Consider the following 16,307-nt stretch of genomic DNA (forward strand, 5'->3'; position numbering starts at 1 on the left):
GCGCCTCGACCCTCCCTATGGCACCGTCCCCATTGTGCTATAAGGGGGCCGTTCTCATCATGACACCTCTTGCGCGATTTGTCCCCCATATGGGGGACAAATTTTCCGGAACTCGTGTATGCTGAACGCGGACGCACCCTCCGGTCGTCTTCGGCCCCCATCGCTCCCCCCGCGATGGGGGCCAACTATTTGCCCCGGCGACTCGCAGCGCCGCGTGTCATGCAACATTTCGGTCACCATCTGCTGAGCGCTGTTGACGGGCGTGTCCCCTGGGATAGCGTTAGCGCAGTCGGTGCATCCTGCGTCGGCATAGCAACAAGCAGAACGGCAGTAAATGAGCACCCAGGGCACGGTCAAGTGGTTCAACTCGGAGAAGGGCTTCGGCTTCATCTCCCCTGACGACGGCGGCGCCGACGTTTTCGCGCACTACTCCGCCATCCAGTCCAACGGCTACCGCTCGCTCGACGAGAACCAGCGCGTCGAGTTCGATGTGGCGCAGGGTCCCAAGGGCCTGCAGGCTGAGAACATCCGCCCTCTCTGAGGCGGAAGACAGATCCCCGTCGGACGCTGCGATCGCAGCATCCGACGGGGATCTTCATGTTTCCGGGTGGATTCGTTTCCGGATCAGCCCAGCAGCAGCGGGCGCAGCGCCGCGGCGTCCGCGGCGCGGAAGTGCGCCGCGTCGCCCTCGCGCGGGTCGCCGAAGCCCCATTCCGAGAAGATGACCGGGATGCCGTGGATCGCGGCGCCGTCGATGTCGTGATGCCTGTCGCCGATGAGCACCGGTGCTGAGACGTCGACTCCGGCGGCCGCCAGGCGCTCGAGTGCCCAGCCGATCACGTCGGCCTTGCCGTCGTGGCGGCCGATCTCACCCGAGCGGGCACCGGAGATCGCGGTGAACGAGCCGATCAGGCCGTGGTGCTCGAGGATCGCGGTGACCTGGTTCTCGGGCTTGGTGCTGGCGGTGGCCTGCGGGATGCCGGCGGCGGCGACCTCGCGGATCAGCTCGGGCACGCCGGGATAGATGTGCACGGATGCCGCGTAGCCGTCGCGCGCCGCCAGGGAGCGGTAGAAGTCCAGCGCCTGCTGCGCCTGCTCGGGTGACATCCCGCCGAGCACCTGGAACGACTCGTACAGCGGCGGACCGACCCAGCGGTTCAGCGACTGCTCGTCGGGCGCCGGCATCCCGAACTCCGCGAACACCTCGATCAGGCGCGGGAAGATGCCGGGGGTGGCGTCGGCGATGGTTCCGTCGACGTCCCAGAGGATGCAGGAGTAGGGCGAGACGGGCATGCCTTCCAGCTTAAGCGCTTCCTCACACCCCGCTGCGCTCCGTGGCGGCCGCCCGGCCAGGGCGAGCAGAAGAGGCGGAGGTCAGAAGAGGCGGGGGATTCCGGACTCGATGCCCTTCATGTCCTCGTAGTCGAGCACCAGGCAGCGGATGCCGCGGTCCTCGGCGAGCACGCGGGCCTGCGGCTTGATCTCCTGCGCGGCGAACACACCCGTGATCGGGGTGAGGTGCGGGTCGCGGCCCAGCAGCTCGAGATAGCGGGTGAGCTGCTCGACGCCGTCGATGTCGCCGCGGCGCTTGATCTCGACGGCGATGGCCGCGCCGTCGGCATCCCGCACCATGAGGTCGACCGGGCCGATCGCGGTCGGATACTCGCGACGCACCAGGGTCGCGCCCTCGCTGATGAGGTCGACCTGCTCGGCCAGCAGTCGCTGCAGGTCGGCCTCGACGCCGTCCTTCTGCAGACCGGGGTCGATGCCGAGATCGTGGTTGGAGTCGTGGATGATCTCGTAGATCTGCACGCGCAGCGCGTCGCCGGTCTTCTTGTGCGTGACCCGCCACACCTCGACGACACCCGCGAGCGACTCTTCCTCGCCGGGCAGCTCGTTGGCGAGCGAGCAGGGCGGGCTCATCCAGTTCAGCGGCTTGTAGCTGCCGCCGTCGGAGTGCACGAGCAGACTGCCGTCGCCCTTGTGCACCAGCAGGCGCGTGGCCAGGGGCAGGTGGGCGTTGAGACGGCCGGAGTAATCGACGGAGCAGCGGGCGATGACGAGACGCACCCGACGAGCCTACTTCGTCATGCACAGGTGGGCGTCCTGCGGTGGCCGTCCTTCAGCCGACCGGGTCAGGCGACCGGGGCGTTCTCCTCTACGCGCAGCGGCCGGGCGGCTCCCGAGAACAGTCCCGACATGATCACCAGCGCGACCAGGATGAACAGGGTGTTCAGCAGCCCGATCTGCTCGCTGATGACGCCCAGCACCGGCGGGCCGCCGAGGAAGGCGACGTAGCCGATGGTCGCCGCCGCGCTCACTCGCGCCGCCGCCTTGGCCGGGTCGTCGGCAGCGGCCGACATGCCCAGCGGGAAGCCCAGCGACGCGCCGATCCCCCACAGCGCCGCTCCCAGCAGCACCAGGGGCAGCGCGTCGGCGAGGATGAAGAGCAGGATGCCGGATGCTGCGGCCACCGCGAGCACCCGCAGCACGGCCACGCGCCCGAACCGGTCGACGAGCGGCCCGCCGAACAGACGCACGACGGTCATGCCGACCGAGAACACGGTGAGCGCGAGCGCACCCATGCCGACCTCTTCTCCGTGTCCCTCGACGACGCCCAGCGCGATCCAGTCGTTGGCGCCTCCCTCGGCGAACGACATGCCGAGCATCACGACGCCGAGGGCGTAGGTGCGCGGCTCGCGCCAGGCCTCGAGCGCGGTGTGCATGCGCCGGCCCCACGACGGCTTCTCGTCGGGCACGGGGTCGAGGGCGGCCTCGCGCACCGGCACTTGGAAGAAGCAGACGACCGCCGCCGTGAGGATGATCGCGCTGATGATGCCGGCGTGCGCGGCGACGTTCAGGCCCAGCAGCGCGGCGCCGGCACCGGCGCCCGCACCGAGCACCGTGCCGAAGCTGAAGAAGGCGTGGAACACCGGCAGGATCGTCTTGCCCATCTGCTGTTCGATGGCGGTGGCCTCGACGTTCATCATCACGTCGACCGAGCCGTTGCCGAAGCCGAACAGGATCATCCCGACGATGACGACCGGCACCGAACCGAACACGTCGGTGCCCAATCCGATCAGGGCGACGCCGGAGCCGAACATCAGCATCCCGATCAGCATGCCCAGCCGCGCGCCGGTGCGCGCCATCACCATCGGACCGGTCGAGATCCCGACGATCGACGAGATGCCCATGCCCAGCAGCAGCAGGCCGATCTGCGCCTTGTCGATCTCGAGCGCCGCGCCGATGCTCGGCACGCGCGAGGCCCAGGTCGCGATCGACAGTCCGCTGGAGAGGAAGATCGCGAAGATCGCGATGCGCCAGCGCACGAACTGCGAACGGGTCAGGGCGGTGTCCATCCCGACATCGTATCGAATCGATTCGATCTCGGTGCACGGGATCGGGTTATCCTCGGAACATGACCAGCAGCGCGCGCCGTGCGACGATCGCCGACGTGGCCCGCGCGGCCGGGGTCTCGACGTCGACGGCCTCGGTCGTCTTCAGCGGCAAGGTGAACGTCGCCGACGCCACCCGCGCCCGAGTGCTCGAGGCCGCCGCTGAACTCGGTTACGCCGGACCCGACCCGCGTGCCGCCTCGCTGCGGCGCGGACGCAGCGGCATCGTCGGCGTCGTGCTGTCGGGGGAGCTGCGCTACGCCTTCCTCGACCCGGTCACCACGGCGATGATGGACGGGCTCGCCGAAGCCCTCGATCCGGCCGGCGCCGGACTGCTGCTGATGCGCGACGACCCGCACGGCGAGGAGATCCCGCCCATCGCCGAGGCGCCGGTCGACGCCGTGGTGCTGATCGGATGCTCGGCCCGGGCCGAGCAGGCACTGGATGCCGTGCGCCAGCGGGGCCTTCCCGTCGTGGTCATCGAGGGTGACGCGGGGGAGGGCGTTCCGCAGATCACCCTCGACAACCGCGAGGCGAGCGCCAAGGTCACGCGCCGCGTATTCCAATTGGGGCATAGGCGTGCGGCGACGGTGACGCTTCCACTGGATGCCGCGCGCGAGCGTGGCCCCCTCACCGCAGAGCGGGTGTCGGCGGCGACGGTGGACGTCACCCTCGACCGGCTCGCGGGCTTCCGGGAGTCGTTCCCTGAAAGCCCCGGGGTCACCGCGGCCGCGAGCCTCGTGGACGAGGGCATGATCGCCGCACGGGCGCTGCTGACGGATGCCGGCGGGGCGTTGCGTGACGACCGCCCGACAGCGATCGTCGCCCAGAGCGACCTGCTCGCGGCGGGTGTGATCCGCGCAGCCGAAGAGCTGGGGCTGCGGGTTCCCGAAGACCTGACCGTTGTCGGCTTCGACGGCATCGCCGCCGACGGACTCGGGTCGCTCAAGCTCACGACCGTCGCGCAGCCGGCGGTCGCCAAGGGTCGCGCCGCGGGGGAGCAGGTGCGGCGGATGCTGGACGGCGAGGCGGGGGAGTCCGTGCACTTCACCTGCACCTACCGGGAGGGTGAGACGGCGGCTCCGCCGCCGGTCTGAGCATCCCTTCCGCGGCATCCGACAACCATCCGTCAGGACAGCGGAGCGATCTCCGCACCGGCGCACCGATGACGCGCCGTTAGAATGGGTGGAGATCGCCCGCCCGTGCCGGAAGGCCCCGACGAGCTGAGGAGCCGCGGATGCTGTTGCTCCTCGCCGTGTTCCTGGTCGGGTCGGTTCTTCTCCCCGCTCTGGTTCGCTGGCTGGGACCGCAGGCGTTCGTGCTCGGGGCTCTCGTTCCCGCGGCGGCATTCATCCACACGCTGATGCGCACCCCCGAGGTGCTCGATCCGCAGACGACTCCGTTCCAGGACTACGAGTGGATCCCGCAGCTCGGCCTGCATCTCTCGATGCGCATGGACGTACTCGGCTGGGTGCTCGCGCTCATCGTCACCGGCGTCGGCGCGCTCGTGCTGCTGTACTGCCGCTGGTACTTCCACGACAGCGGAGGTGAGGTCGGCCAGTTCGCCGGCGTTCTGCTCGGCTTCGCCGGGGCGATGTACGGCCTGGTCCTCACCGACGACGTGATCATGCTCGTGATGTTCTGGGAGCTCACCAGCATCCTCTCCTACCTGCTCATCGGGCATTATGGTCACCGTGCGGCCAGCCGTCGTGCGGCCCTGCAGGCGCTGCTGGTGACCACACTCGGCGGACTGGTGATGTTCGTCGGCATGATCCTGCTGGCCGTCGACGCAGGCACCGCCAGCATCCGTGAACTGCTCGAACTGGCACCCAGCGGACCGATGGTCGATGCCGCGATCGTGATGCTGCTCGTGGGAGCCGTGTCCAAGTCGGCTCTGTTCCCGTTCCACTTCTGGCTCCCGGGCGCCATGGCCGCGCCCACCCCGGTCAGCGCCTACCTGCATGCCGCGGCGATGGTGAAGGCGGGCATCTACCTGATGGCGCGCTTCGCGCCGGTCTTCGCCCTGTCGCCGACCTGGCGCCCCATCGTCATCGGGCTCGGCGTGCTCACCATGCTGATCGGCGGCATCCAGGCGCTGCGCGAGACCGACCTCAAGCGCATCCTCGCGTTCGGCACGGTCAGCCAGCTCGGGTTCTTCTCGGTGGTCATCGGCTACGGCACGCCCGCTGCGGCGCTCGCCGGTCTCGCGCTGGTCATCGGGCACGCGCTGTTCAAATCCGCCCTGTTCCTGATCGTCGGCGTCATCGACCGCCAGCTCTCCACGCGTGACATCACCGAACTGTCCGGCGTCGGACGCCAGGCGCCGGTGATGGCGACGGCGGCGTTCATCGCCGTCGGGTCGATGATCGGCCTCGCACCCACGATCGGCTACGTCGCCAAGGAGTCGACCCTCACCGCCCTGCTCGAGGACGCTCAGCACGGCTCGGTCTGGGGCTGGATCGCCCTCGTCGGCGTCACCCTCGGCGCTGTTCTCACAGCGGCGTACGGATGCCGCTTCCTGTGGGGCGCGTTCTGGCGGAAGAAGTCCGGCGGCGCGAATAGGCCCGAAACGGCATGGCCCGATCCGCCGGTCGGATTCCTGTCCGCACCGATCATCCTCGCCGGCCTGAGCATCGCCGCCGGCATCGGCGCCCCCGCCCTGGATGTGATGCTGCAGGGCTACGCGGTCTCCGTGGCGCCGGTCGACCCGCTGACCGGTCAGGGCGTGCAGCCCGGTGCCGGGCACCTCGCGCTCTGGCACGGTCTGGAGCCGGCATTGTTCCTCTCGCTGGGCGCGATAGCGCTCGGGCTCGGCGTCTTCCTGCTCAGCATCCGCACCGGATGGGATCGCCGCCCGCGTCTGCTGCCGTTCACCGGTGCCGACGCGTACTTCCTCACCATGCGCAGTGTCGACCGCCTCTCGGTGCTGACCACGAGCTTCACGCAGCGCGGTTCGCTGCCGCTGTATGTCGGCACCATCTTCGTGGTGCTGCTCGCCGCCGAGGCGACCGCGCTGGTCGGTGCGGTGCCCGACAGGCTGGCACTGTCGGCCTGGCACACCCCGGTGCAGCTCGTCGTCGCCCCGGTCATGGCGATCGCGGGAGTCGTCGCCGTGCGCGCCCGCAAGCGGTACACCGGGGTCGTGCTCGTGTCGGTGACGGGTCTGGGCATGGTGGTGCTCTTCGCCACCAGCGGTGCACCCGATCTCGCCCTCACGCAGATCCTCGTCGAGACCGTGACCCTGGTGACCTTCGCCCTGGTGCTGCGCCGGCTGCCGTCGCGGATGGGCGAGCACAACGCCTCCGTCGGCCGCGTCCCGCGGGCTCTGCTGGCCATCGGGGTCGGCATCACCGTCGCGTGCGTCGCCATCATCGCGACCCAGGCGCGCATCTTCGACCCGATCTCGCTCGACTTCCCGCAGCTGGCCTACGAGCTCGGCCACGGCAAGAACGTCGTCAACGTCGCCCTCGTCGACCTGCGTGGCTGGGACACGATGGGCGAGCTCAGCGTGCTCGTGCTCGCCGCCACCGGCGTGGCATCCCTCGTCTTCGTGACACACCGCGCCGACCTGCTCTCGGCGACCCGCGATCTGCCCGAGACCAAGCGGCGTTCGACGGCGCGTCGTCCGCTCGTCGAGACCGAAGAGGGTCCGCGCTTCCAGACCGCCGAGAACCGCGGCGCCCCGCGCGCGTGGCTGGTCAGCGGCACCCAGGTGAAGGCCGAGAACCGGTCGATCCTGCTCGAGGTCATCGTCCGGGTGCTGTTCCACACCATCATCGTCGTGTCGATCTACCTGCTCTTCGCCGGCCACAACGGGCCGGGCGGCGGCTTCGCCGGCGGTCTGGTCGCCGGAATGGCCCTGGTCATGCGCTACATCGCGGGTGGCCGGTGGGAGCTCGGCGCCGCGGCACCGACGGATGCCGGCCGGCTGCTCGGCTACGGTCTGGTGCTCGCCGTCGGCGCGGCCCTGCTGCCGCTGTTCTTCGGGATGGCACCGCTGCAGAGCACTGTCTGGACCGCCGACGTGCCGATCCTCGGGCACCTCGAGTTCGTCTCGTCGACCGTCTTCGACGTCGGCGTCTACCTCACGGTCATCGGCCTCGTGCTCGACGTGCTGCGCAGCCTCGGGGCCGAGGTCGACCGCCAGGCGACCGAGATGCGACACAGGGGGGTGCGCGTCTGATGGACGTCTCGCTCACCCTGATCATCGTGATGGCCGTGCTGTTCGCCTGCGGCGTGTACGCCATGATGGAGCGCAGCCTGACCCGCGTGCTGATCGGCTTTCTGCTGCTGGGCAACGCCACGAACCTGCTGCTGCTCATCGTCATGGGCGTACCGGGCAAGGCCCCGTTCTACGGCGAGGAGGGCGCGGTCAGCGATCCGCTGCCGCAGGCGCTCACGCTCACCGCCATCGTGATCACCTTTGCCGTCTCGGCGTTCCTGCTCGCGCTGATCTACCGCTCCTGGCAGCTCGGCCAGGCCGACACCGTCGAGGACGACGTCGACGACATCGCCATGCGCGAACGGGCCGAGACCGAAGAGGAGATGCTCGACGAGGCGACGCCCGAGGAGGAGTCGGCGACCACCGACTTCGTCGGCGTCACCACCGCGCCGATCACCGTGCTGCACATGCGCGACCACCCCGCCATCCACGACGATGCGCCGATGGACATGGCGTGGGGTACGGATGCGGAGGATGCGGAGGGCAGGGGCCCTTCGAGAGCCTCACGGACTCAGGTGGAAGGACCAGGGACCCAGGTGGAAGGACCAGGGGCCGAGGCGGAACAGCAGGATGACGGACGAGGGGAGGACCGCACATGAACGCGCTCGTGCCCCTCATCGTCATGCTGCCGCTGCTCGGCGCCGCGGTCACGCTCGTCTTCGGCCGCAACCCGCGCCTTCAGGTGGTCGTCACCACCGGCACGCTCATCGCCGTCTCGATCATCGCCGCCGTGCTGCTGTACGGCGTCGATACAGGGGGAGTGCCGTTCGCGGTCTCGGTCGGCGGGTGGCCGGTGCCGTTCGGGATCGTGCTCTACGTCGACCGCTTCGCCGCGCTGCTCGTGCTCGTCTCGAGCATCGTGCTGCTCGCAGTGCTGCTGTTCTCGATCGGTCAGGGTGCCGCCGACGGCGTCGAGGAGACGCCGATCTCGATCTTCAACCCGACCTACCTCATCCTCGCCGCCGGCATCTTCGACGCGTTCATCGCCGGTGACCTGTTCAACCTCTACGTCGGCTTCGAGATCCTGCTGGTCGCCTCGTACGTGCTCATCACCCTCGGCAGCACCGAGTCGCGCATCCGCACCGGCGCCGTCTACATCGTCGTCTCGCTCGTGTCGTCGATCCTCTTCCTCGCGGCGATCGCCATGGTCTACGGCGCGGTCGGCACCGTGAACATGGCACAGATCGCCGAGCGGGTGGCCCAGTTGCCGCAGGAGACGCAGCTCGTGCTGCACCTCATGCTCGTGGTCGCCTTCGGCATCAAGGCGGCGATCTTCCCGGTCTCGTTCTGGCTGCCCGACTCGTACCCGACGGCGCCGGCACCGGTCACCGCCGTGTTCGCCGGCCTGCTGACCAAGGTCGGCGTGTACGCGCTGATCCGCACCGAGACGCAGCTGTTCGCGGAGAACAGCATCGACACCCTGCTGCTGGTCGTGGCGCTGGCGACCATGGTCATCGGCGTGCTCGGTGCCGTCGCGCAGGCCGAGCTGAAGCGGATCCTCTCGTTCACGCTGGTCAGCCACGTGGGGTACATGATCTTCGGTCTCGCGATCGCGACCGAGCAGGCCATCGGCGCCACGGTGTACTACATCGTGCATCACATCGTTGTGCAGACCACCCTGTTCCTCGCGGTCGGGCTCATCGAACGCAAGGCCGGCAGCACGTCGATCCTGCGGGTGAGCGGCCTGATGAAGGCGGCGCCGCTGCTGGCCGTGCTGTACTTCGTTCCGGCCATCAACCTGGGCGGCCTGCCGCCGTTCTCGGGCTTCATCGGCAAGATCGCCCTGTTCGAAGCCGCAGCCGCCGTCGGCACGCCGCTGATGATCGTGCTGATCTTCGGCGGCATCCTCACCTCCCTGCTCACGCTGTATGCGCTGATGCGCGCGTGGAACCTCGCCTTCTGGCGCGAGGGCGATGACCTCGCCGAGATCGACGCCCGTGTCGGCTACCTCGGCAACGCCCCCGCGGCGGATGAGCAGCAGGAGACCCGCCGCATCCCGGCGATCATGACCGTCGCCACCGGCGGCATGGTCACTGTCACGGTGGCCCTGACGCTCTTCGCAGGCCCGCTGTACGCACTGTGCGACCGGATCGGCATCGGACTGCTGCAGCCGGTCACCCTCGAGCAGATCGACGAGGGGGTGGAGGGATGAGCCCCGAGAAGCGCCCGCTGGTGCGCGACATCCTGCTGCAACTGCCGTTCATGATCTGGCTGGTGCTGATCTGGATGCTCCTGTGGCATCAGTTCACACCGCTCGCACTCGTCACCGGCATCCTCGTCGCCGTCTTCGTGACCCGCGTGTTCCGTCTGCCCACCGTCGAACTGATCGGCCGCATCAACCTCTGGTACACCGCCGTGTTCATCGTGCTGTTCCTCGGGGCGGTGGTGATGGGTGCCGTCAGCGTGGCGATCCGGGTGTTCGACTTCCGCCGGCAGCCCGGCGCGGCGATCGTCGAGATCCCGCTGCGGTACGCCGACGACATCGTCACCACCCACGTGGCGGTGACCGCCTCGCTCATCCCCGGATCGCTCGTGGTGGAGAGCGACCGCGACCGCCGCATCCTGTACCTGCACGTGATCGACCTGCGCAACCGCGCCGACGTCGATGACTTCCGCGCAGAGGTGCTGCGCTGGGAGCGCCGCATCGTCCGCGCGGTCGGAACGCCGGAGCAGTACCGGGCGCTGCGCGCCGACGAGGCGGCGGCTGCGGCGGGTTCATCGCCGCACGCCGAGAGGGGAGGCCGCCGGTGAATCCTCTGCTCATCGCGATCATGGTGGTGTTCGGCGCCGCGGCGATCCTGTGCGTGATCCACATCATCCGCGGGCCGTCGATCCTCGACCGCACCGTCGCCGCCGACGTGCTGCTCACTGAGGTGATGTGCGTGCTGGGCGCCGACATGGCGATCAACGGGCACATGCGCAACATCCCGGTGATGCTCATCATCGCCGCCGTCGGCGTCTTCGGCTCGATCTCCATCGCCCGCTACGTCGCCCGAAGGGACAACACGACGACATGAACGGGACGCCCTTCCTCGAGATCGAGCTGCCGCAGCCGGTGGCCGACACCATCGTGCTCGTCCTCGTGCTGCTGGGAGCGCTGCTGTGCCTGTCGGCGGCGGTCGGCCTGCTGCACTTCCGCGACGTGCCCAGCCGCCTGCACGCGGCGACCAAGCCGCAGGTGCTGGGTGTCGTGCTGATCTGCCTGGCCATCGCCGTCGCGCAGCGCACGATCGGCGCGATGCTGCTCGGGGCGCTGATCGTGATCCCGGTCATCCTGCTGCAGTTCGCCACGGCCCCGCTGTCGGCGCACATGGTGGGCAGGCAGGCCTACCGCAACGGCACCGTCCAGCAGCGCGACCTCGTCGCGGATGAGTACGCCGAGTCGAAGCGGACCCCGCCCGCAGCCGGCTGAGGTCGTCCACCGGGTCACAGCGAGGCGATGAAGTCGCGGATCTCCTCGGCCGCGGCCCACGGGTCGCTGATCAGCGTGCCGTGACCGTGGTCGGGGATCTCCTCGAACCGGGCATCCGGCACGGCGTCGACGATCTCGTGGCACCAGGTCATCGGTGCGAGGGGATCGTGCTGACCGCGCAGCACCAGCACCGGCACCCGGATCAGCGGGTACGCCTTCTCGGGCTCGTGCACGATCGTCGCCCGCATCTTCCGCAGCAGGTGCGGGCCGCCCCGCAGATACTCGCGCGCCCCGCGCAACCACACCAGGGGGCGCTCACCGAGGATGTCGAGCAGCAGATAGGTGAGCTGGGCGCGGACGTTGCGAGCGGCGCTGTTCACCGTGGGGCCGGCGAAGATGAGCCCCGAGACGAGGCCAGGATGCCGCGCGCCGATCTCAGCGGCGATCTGGGTGCCCATCGAATGGCCGAGCACGACGGCATCCGATATCCCGCGATCGCGCAAGAACGCCGCGACCAGGTCTGCATGCCGTTCCATGGTCAGCGTGCGCCGCGGCTCCGGAGCTTCGCCGAACCCGGGCAGGTCGATGCCGATGATCCGGCCGCTCAGACGCTCGATGAGCGAGATGTACACGCTGCGACCCATGCCGATGCCGTGCAGCAGCACGATCGGTCGCGCACCCGAGCCGAAGTCCTCGTAGACCAGCGTCGCGCCGCCGTGCGCGAACTCTCCGAGATCGACACGGCTCCCCTCGGGAGCGAGCAGGCGTTCCGGCATCCCACAACGGTACCGGGGCGCGGTTGCTCGCCGGTGTCAGTCCTCGGGTGTCAGTCCGCGGGCGTCAGCACGAGGGTGTCGACAGCGGCATCCGTCACTGCCTTCTTCGTGAACGCCCACGGCTGCTGGACGCCCTGCGACCAGTCGCCGGTCTGATCGGTGTAGTGCGGGTGGAAGGCGTGCCCGCTCGCGCCGGTCAGGTTGTTCCACGTCGATGCGTCGAGATCGTCCAGATCGACCACCATCCGCATCGAGGGCACCGTGGTGGTCGCGTACGACTCGCCCAGCAGCCAGCCGGTGGCGTTCACCACCGACGCGCCGCCGCCCACCGGATACGGACCACGGTTGAAGAGCATCTCGATCGGGGCGATCCCCGACTCGCCGAGCGTCGAGTGCACCAGCGGCAGGGCGTGCAGCGAACCCCAGTTCCACCGCTTCACGTCCTCGCCCTGCAGGCCGGCGAGTTCGTCGTACGCCTGCGTGGCCGAGAGGGCGAGCATCTCATTCCTGCTCGACACATCAAGCTCGTCATTGGTCCACAGCGGGTCGGACGGATCGTCGAGCATCGCCCCGACGACGGTGAACAGGCGTCCCTGATCGCCGACGGGCAGTGGCACCTCGCGCTCGGTGAAGACGTTGCGCACGAGGTTCGACCAGAGCACGTTCGCATAGGCCGCGGCGGCGGAGTCGGCGCTGTTCTGGGCATCCCAGGTGCGCAGCAGATCGACGGCGGCCTTGGGGCCCTTGCCGGTCACGTCGATGTCGTCCATCGCGACCGCGAGCTGCTTGCCGACCCACATCTCGTCGTCCATCTGGATGTCCCGCAGATCCTGCGCGTTCAGCGGACCCGCCGCGGCCCGACGCTGGATGAGGTTGTCGATGCGCGCCGCGCGGTAGCCGTAGTCCCAGTCGCTGGAGAGGAAGTGCGGGTACGCCTCGTCGACGATCGCGTTGTTCGCCGTGACGATGTAGCCCTGCGGCGGGTTGAACGCGACGGGCAGCTCCTCGAACGGGATGAACCCCGTCCAGTCGAATGAGCTGTCCCAGCCGGGCTGCGGCACCCAGCCGTCCCCGGCGCCGCGGATGGGCAGCCGGCCGGGCGCCTGGTAGCCGATGTTGCCCTCGCGGTCGGCGTAGATGAGGTTCTGCGCGGGCACGTCGAAGAGGGATGCCGCACGGCGGAAGTCCGTGAAGTCCTTCGCCGTGTCGAGTGCGAAGATCGCGCTCGCCGTGGTGCCCGCGTCGAGCGCCGTCCACCGCAGGCTGACCGCGAACTCGCCGCTGGGGACCTCGGGTGCGTCCTGCAGGGCGACGACGTCGTCGCCGGCAGCGGCGATCGGATGCTCTGCGATCGCGGTGAAGTCCGCGGTGAGGCCCGAGATGATCGGCCCGTGCACGGTGCGGCGGATCGTCAGCGGCACATCCTCGCCGCCCGCCACCTTGATGACGTCCTGCTCGACCTCGAGCGGCTGCAGGGCGCCGTCGCGCCAGTACTCGTCGCCCTCGACCTTCTCGATGTACAGGTCGGCGACGTCGGTGGTGAGGTTGGTGAACCCCCACGCCATGTCGGCGTTGTGACCGATGATGATGCCGGGCAGGCCGGAGAACGAGAAGCCGCCGACGTCGAACGGGCAGGCCGGGCCCACCGCCTCGCACTTGAGCTGCATCTGGTACCAGACCGAGGGCAGCGCGGCGCCGAGGTGCGGGTCGTTGGCGAGCAGCGGCTTGCCGCTCTCAGTCAGGTCGCCCGAGACGACCCACGAGTTCGATCCGATGCCCTCACCGGCTCCGCCGAGCAGCATGCTCGCCGCCTCGATGACGCTGTCGGCCTCCTGCCACTCGACGGTGGTGAGCGCGTCGGCGACCTCGGGCTGCGCGGCGCCGGTGAACGCGGCCGGCTGCACACCCTCTTCGAGGGGTGCGACGGTGGAGATCTTCGGGACGATGACGGGGTTCTGCTCGAACGGGTAGTCCGGGTACACCCGCTCGATGAGCTGCTGGGCATCGGCATCCGTCTGGCCCGACTCGGTGAGGCGGGCGGCGAGCAGGGCGCGGTCGGTCTCGTCCTCGATGTTGGTGCGGAGGTCCCAGGCCATCGCCTTCAGCCATGCGACGGAATCGGCGGGCTCCCACGGCTCGGGGGCGTAGTCGGGGTTCTGTATGCCGAGCACGGCATACTCCAGCGAGAGGTCGGTGCCCGAGCGGGAGTCGAGGTAGGCGTTGACGCCGGCGGAGTACGCCTCGTAATAGCCGAGGGTCGTCTCGTCGAGGTTCTCGACCTCCTGTTCGGCGACCGTGCGCCAGCCCAGGGTGCGCAGGAACTTGTCGGTTCCGACCTGAGACTCGCCGAACATCTCGGCGACCCGGCCCGAGGTCACGTGCCGGCGGAAGTCCATCTCGAAGAAGCGATCCTGCGCGTGCACGAACCCCTGAGCGAAGAACAGGTCGTCGGTCGACGAGGCCGTCACGGTCGGGATGCCGCGGTCGTCGCGCTGCACCGTCACCGGCTGCTCGAGTCCCTTGACGGTCAGCTCTCCGGACGTCTGTGGGAAGGAGCGCTGGATCGTCCAGGTGAGGAAGAACGCGACGCCGACGGCGACGACGAGGACGATGGCGAGCAGCACGAAGGCGGCGCGACCGATCCTGCCGAGCGGGCGGCGGGGTTCGACGGGGGCCTCTGACGTCATCAGCACGAGCCTCTCGGGGTAGACGTGGGACTCCGTGTCACGGAGTCCGGGTGCGCGTCTCGGGTAACGCGCCCTCGAATACTACCCCGCACGCCGCGTGACGGCATGGGTTGCCGAGCCTGTCGATTGGGTTGCTGAGCCTGTCGAAGCATCCCATTCCGGCACCCCGCTGGGACTGGGCCCTTCGAGAGCCTCAGGGACCCAGCATCGGAAGCAGTTGCGCCGGATTGGGTTGCTGAGCCTGTCGAAGCACCCCATGCCGGCACCCCGCTGGGACTGGGCCCTTCGAGAGCCTCAGGGACCCAGCAGAAGCTCAGGGATCCAGCAGAAGCTCAGGGATCCAGGGACCCGGGTGCCCGGTGTCAGTCGGTGCCGGAGTCGAACGCGGCGCCCTCGGATGCCGCGTCGACGGCATCCGTCAGTTCGGCGTCGGGCTCGGAGACCGAACCCTCGACGAGCTCGGTGATCTCGTTCGCCTCGCCGGCCGTAACGCGGCCGACCAGCTCGCCGGTCGCCCCGCCGACCAGGCCGAGGCCCGCGTACTGCTCCAGGCGCGAGCGCGAGTCGGCGATGTCGAGGTTGCGCATGGTGAGCTGGCCGATGCGGTCGACCGGGCCGAAGGCGGCGTCGCCGACCCGCTCCATCGACAGCTTCTCGGGGCCGTACGACAGGTTCGGCGAGACGGTGTCGAGGATGGTCCAGTCGTCTCCGCGGCGCAGGCGGATGGTCACGGTGCCCGAGATGGTCAGGCCCACCCAGCGCTGGATCGACTCGCGAAGCATGAGCGACTGCGGCTCGAGCCAGCGGCCCTCGTACATCAGGCGGCCCAGGCGCCGACCCTGCTCGTGGTAGGTGGCGAGGGTGTCCTCGTTGAGGATGCCGTTGACCAGGCGCTCGTAGGCGATGAACAGCAGCGCCATGCCCGGGGCCTCGTAGATGCCGCGCGACTTGGCCTCGATGATGCGGTTCTCGATCTGGTCGCTCATGCCCAGGCCGTGGCGTCCGCCGATGGTGTTCGCCTCCATCACCAGTGCCACCGGGTCGGAGAACTCGACGCCGTTGATGGCGACGGGGCGGCCGCTCTCGAAGGTGATCGAGATGTCTTCGGTGGGGATCGAGACCGACTCGTCCCAGTACTTCACGCCCATGATCGGGTCGACCGTCTCGAGCGAGACATTCAGGTGCTCGAGCGTCTTCGCCTCGTGCGTGGCGCCCCAGATGTTTGCGTCCGTCGAGTACGCCTTCTCGGCCGAGTCGCGGTACGGGAAGCCGCGCTCGACGAGCCATTCGCTCATCTCCTGGCGTCCGCCCAGCTCGGTGACGAAGTCGGCATCGAGCCAGGGCTTGTAGATGCGCAGGCGCGGGTTGGCGAGCAGACCGTAGCGGTAGAACCGCTCGATGTCGTTGCCCTTGTAGGTGGAGCCGTCGCCCCAGATGTCGACGCCGTCCTCCTTCATGGCGCGCACGAGCAGGGTGCCGGTGACCGCGCGGCCCAGGGGAGTGGTGTTGAAGTAGGTCTTGCCGCCGGAGCGGATGTGGAACGCACCGCACGAGAGGGCCACGAAGCCCTCTTCGACCAGCGCGGTCTTCGCGTCGACCAGGCGCGACGCCTCGGCGCCGTACTCCAGGGCACGGCCGGGGATCGAGGCGATGTCGTCCTCGTCGTACTGGCCCAGGTCGCCGGTGTAGGTGAAGGGGATCGCACCCTTCTCACGCATCCAGGCGACGGCGACGGAGGTGTCGAGGCCACCGGAGAAAGCGATGCCGACCTTTTCGCCGACGGGGAGGGACTGGAGCACCTTGGACATGGGCTCC

14 protein-coding genes are annotated in these 16,307 nt (G+C 69.1%); 8 read left to right on the forward strand and 6 right to left on the reverse strand.

What is annotated here, in order from left to right:
* Positions 1-334: 334 nt before the first annotated feature.
* Entirely contained in the window at positions 335-541 is a 207-nt protein-coding gene (locus tag H7694_RS16265) for a cold-shock protein (protein ID WP_110555044.1), read from the forward strand.
* An 83-nt stretch (positions 542-624) separates the two neighbouring features.
* Here the strand turns inward: H7694_RS16265 and H7694_RS16270 are convergent, their stop codons facing one another.
* From H7694_RS16270 to H7694_RS16280, 3 genes are all read right to left on the reverse strand, one after another.
* Positions 625-1,293, reverse strand: a complete 669-nt coding sequence (locus H7694_RS16270) for an HAD hydrolase-like protein (RefSeq protein WP_193597467.1) — start codon at positions 1,291-1,293, stop codon at positions 625-627.
* Between the two features lie 81 nt (positions 1,294-1,374).
* Complete coding sequence (nucS, locus tag H7694_RS16275; protein ID WP_193597468.1) at positions 1,375-2,070, reverse strand: endonuclease NucS; 696 nt, start codon at positions 2,068-2,070, stop codon at positions 1,375-1,377.
* A gap of 65 nt (positions 2,071-2,135) precedes the next feature.
* Positions 2,136-3,359 carry an MFS transporter gene (locus tag H7694_RS16280; RefSeq protein ID WP_193597469.1) on the reverse strand — a complete coding sequence of 408 codons (1,224 nt, stop codon included), beginning with the start codon at positions 3,357-3,359 and terminating at the stop codon, positions 2,136-2,138.
* A 59-nt stretch (positions 3,360-3,418) separates the two neighbouring features.
* Between H7694_RS16280 and H7694_RS16285 the strand changes: the two genes are divergently transcribed.
* From H7694_RS16285 to mnhG, 7 genes are all read left to right on the forward strand, one after another.
* Positions 3,419-4,492, forward strand: coding sequence for a LacI family DNA-binding transcriptional regulator (locus H7694_RS16285; protein ID WP_193597470.1), 1,074 nt, complete (start codon positions 3,419-3,421; stop codon positions 4,490-4,492).
* Positions 4,493-4,632: 140 nt separating this feature from the next.
* On the forward strand, positions 4,633-7,578 hold the full coding sequence (locus H7694_RS16290) for a Na+/H+ antiporter subunit A (protein WP_193597471.1): 2,946 nt from the start codon (positions 4,633-4,635) through the stop codon (positions 7,576-7,578).
* Positions 7,578-8,216 (forward strand): Na(+)/H(+) antiporter subunit C, encoded by a 639-nt coding sequence (locus tag H7694_RS16295; protein ID WP_193597472.1) that lies wholly within the window; start codon positions 7,578-7,580, stop codon positions 8,214-8,216. The genes H7694_RS16290 and H7694_RS16295 overlap by 1 nt, the downstream gene beginning before the upstream one ends.
* Complete coding sequence (locus H7694_RS16300; protein WP_193597473.1) at positions 8,213-9,769, forward strand: Na+/H+ antiporter subunit D; 1,557 nt, start codon at positions 8,213-8,215, stop codon at positions 9,767-9,769. Before H7694_RS16295 ends, H7694_RS16300 begins: the two co-directional genes overlap by 4 nt.
* Entirely contained in the window at positions 9,766-10,368 is a 603-nt protein-coding gene (locus tag H7694_RS16305) for a Na+/H+ antiporter subunit E (protein ID WP_193597474.1), read from the forward strand. Before H7694_RS16300 ends, H7694_RS16305 begins: the two co-directional genes overlap by 4 nt.
* Positions 10,365-10,634, forward strand: coding sequence for a monovalent cation/H+ antiporter complex subunit F (locus H7694_RS16310; RefSeq protein WP_193597475.1), 270 nt, complete (start codon positions 10,365-10,367; stop codon positions 10,632-10,634). Before H7694_RS16305 ends, H7694_RS16310 begins: the two co-directional genes overlap by 4 nt.
* Positions 10,631-11,029: a monovalent cation/H(+) antiporter subunit G gene (mnhG, locus tag H7694_RS16315; protein WP_193597476.1), complete on the forward strand. Its 399-nt coding sequence runs from the start codon at positions 10,631-10,633 to the stop codon at positions 11,027-11,029. Before H7694_RS16310 ends, mnhG begins: the two co-directional genes overlap by 4 nt.
* Before the next feature lie 14 nt (positions 11,030-11,043).
* Here the strand turns inward: mnhG and H7694_RS16320 are convergent, their stop codons facing one another.
* The 3 genes from H7694_RS16320 to argG all read right to left on the reverse strand — a co-directional run bounded on the left by H7694_RS16320 (position 11,044) and on the right by argG (position 16,300).
* Positions 11,044-11,805, reverse strand: coding sequence for an alpha/beta fold hydrolase (locus tag H7694_RS16320; RefSeq protein WP_193597477.1), 762 nt, complete (start codon positions 11,803-11,805; stop codon positions 11,044-11,046).
* 50 nt (positions 11,806-11,855) lie between these two features.
* On the reverse strand, positions 11,856-14,492 hold the full coding sequence (locus tag H7694_RS16325; RefSeq protein ID WP_193597478.1) for a penicillin acylase family protein: 2,637 nt from the start codon (positions 14,490-14,492) through the stop codon (positions 11,856-11,858).
* 362 nt (positions 14,493-14,854) lie between these two features.
* A complete protein-coding gene (gene argG / locus H7694_RS16330) occupies positions 14,855-16,300 on the reverse strand; it encodes an argininosuccinate synthase (protein WP_193597479.1) in 1,446 nt (481 codons plus the stop codon).
* Between the last annotated feature and the right edge of the window lie 7 nt (positions 16,301-16,307).

The sequence above is a fragment of the Microbacterium sp. YJN-G genome, assembly GCF_015040615.1.
Taxonomy (GTDB): Bacteria; Actinomycetota; Actinomycetes; order Actinomycetales; family Microbacteriaceae; genus Microbacterium.

Coding starts and splice junctions, on each gene's coding strand:
- H7694_RS16265 (WP_110555044.1), top strand. CDS start 335: ATGAGCACCCAGGGCACGGTCAAGTGGTTCAACTCGGAGAAGGGCTTC.
- mnhG (WP_193597476.1), top strand. CDS start 10,631: ATGAACGGGACGCCCTTCCTCGAGATCGAGCTGCCGCAGCCGGTGGCC.
- H7694_RS16320 (WP_193597477.1), bottom strand. CDS start 11,805: ATGCCGGAACGCCTGCTCGCTCCCGAGGGGAGCCGTGTCGATCTCGGA.
- H7694_RS16325 (WP_193597478.1), bottom strand. CDS start 14,492: ATGACGTCAGAGGCCCCCGTCGAACCCCGCCGCCCGCTCGGCAGGATC.
- H7694_RS16285 (WP_193597470.1), top strand. CDS start 3,419: ATGACCAGCAGCGCGCGCCGTGCGACGATCGCCGACGTGGCCCGCGCG.
- H7694_RS16300 (WP_193597473.1), top strand. CDS start 8,213: ATGAACGCGCTCGTGCCCCTCATCGTCATGCTGCCGCTGCTCGGCGCC.
- argG (WP_193597479.1), bottom strand. CDS start 16,300: ATGTCCAAGGTGCTCCAGTCCCTCCCCGTCGGCGAAAAGGTCGGCATC.
- H7694_RS16305 (WP_193597474.1), top strand. CDS start 9,766: ATGAGCCCCGAGAAGCGCCCGCTGGTGCGCGACATCCTGCTGCAACTG.
- H7694_RS16290 (WP_193597471.1), top strand. CDS start 4,633: ATGCTGTTGCTCCTCGCCGTGTTCCTGGTCGGGTCGGTTCTTCTCCCC.
- H7694_RS16270 (WP_193597467.1), bottom strand. CDS start 1,293: ATGCCCGTCTCGCCCTACTCCTGCATCCTCTGGGACGTCGACGGAACC.
- H7694_RS16280 (WP_193597469.1), bottom strand. CDS start 3,359: ATGGACACCGCCCTGACCCGTTCGCAGTTCGTGCGCTGGCGCATCGCG.
- H7694_RS16295 (WP_193597472.1), top strand. CDS start 7,578: ATGGACGTCTCGCTCACCCTGATCATCGTGATGGCCGTGCTGTTCGCC.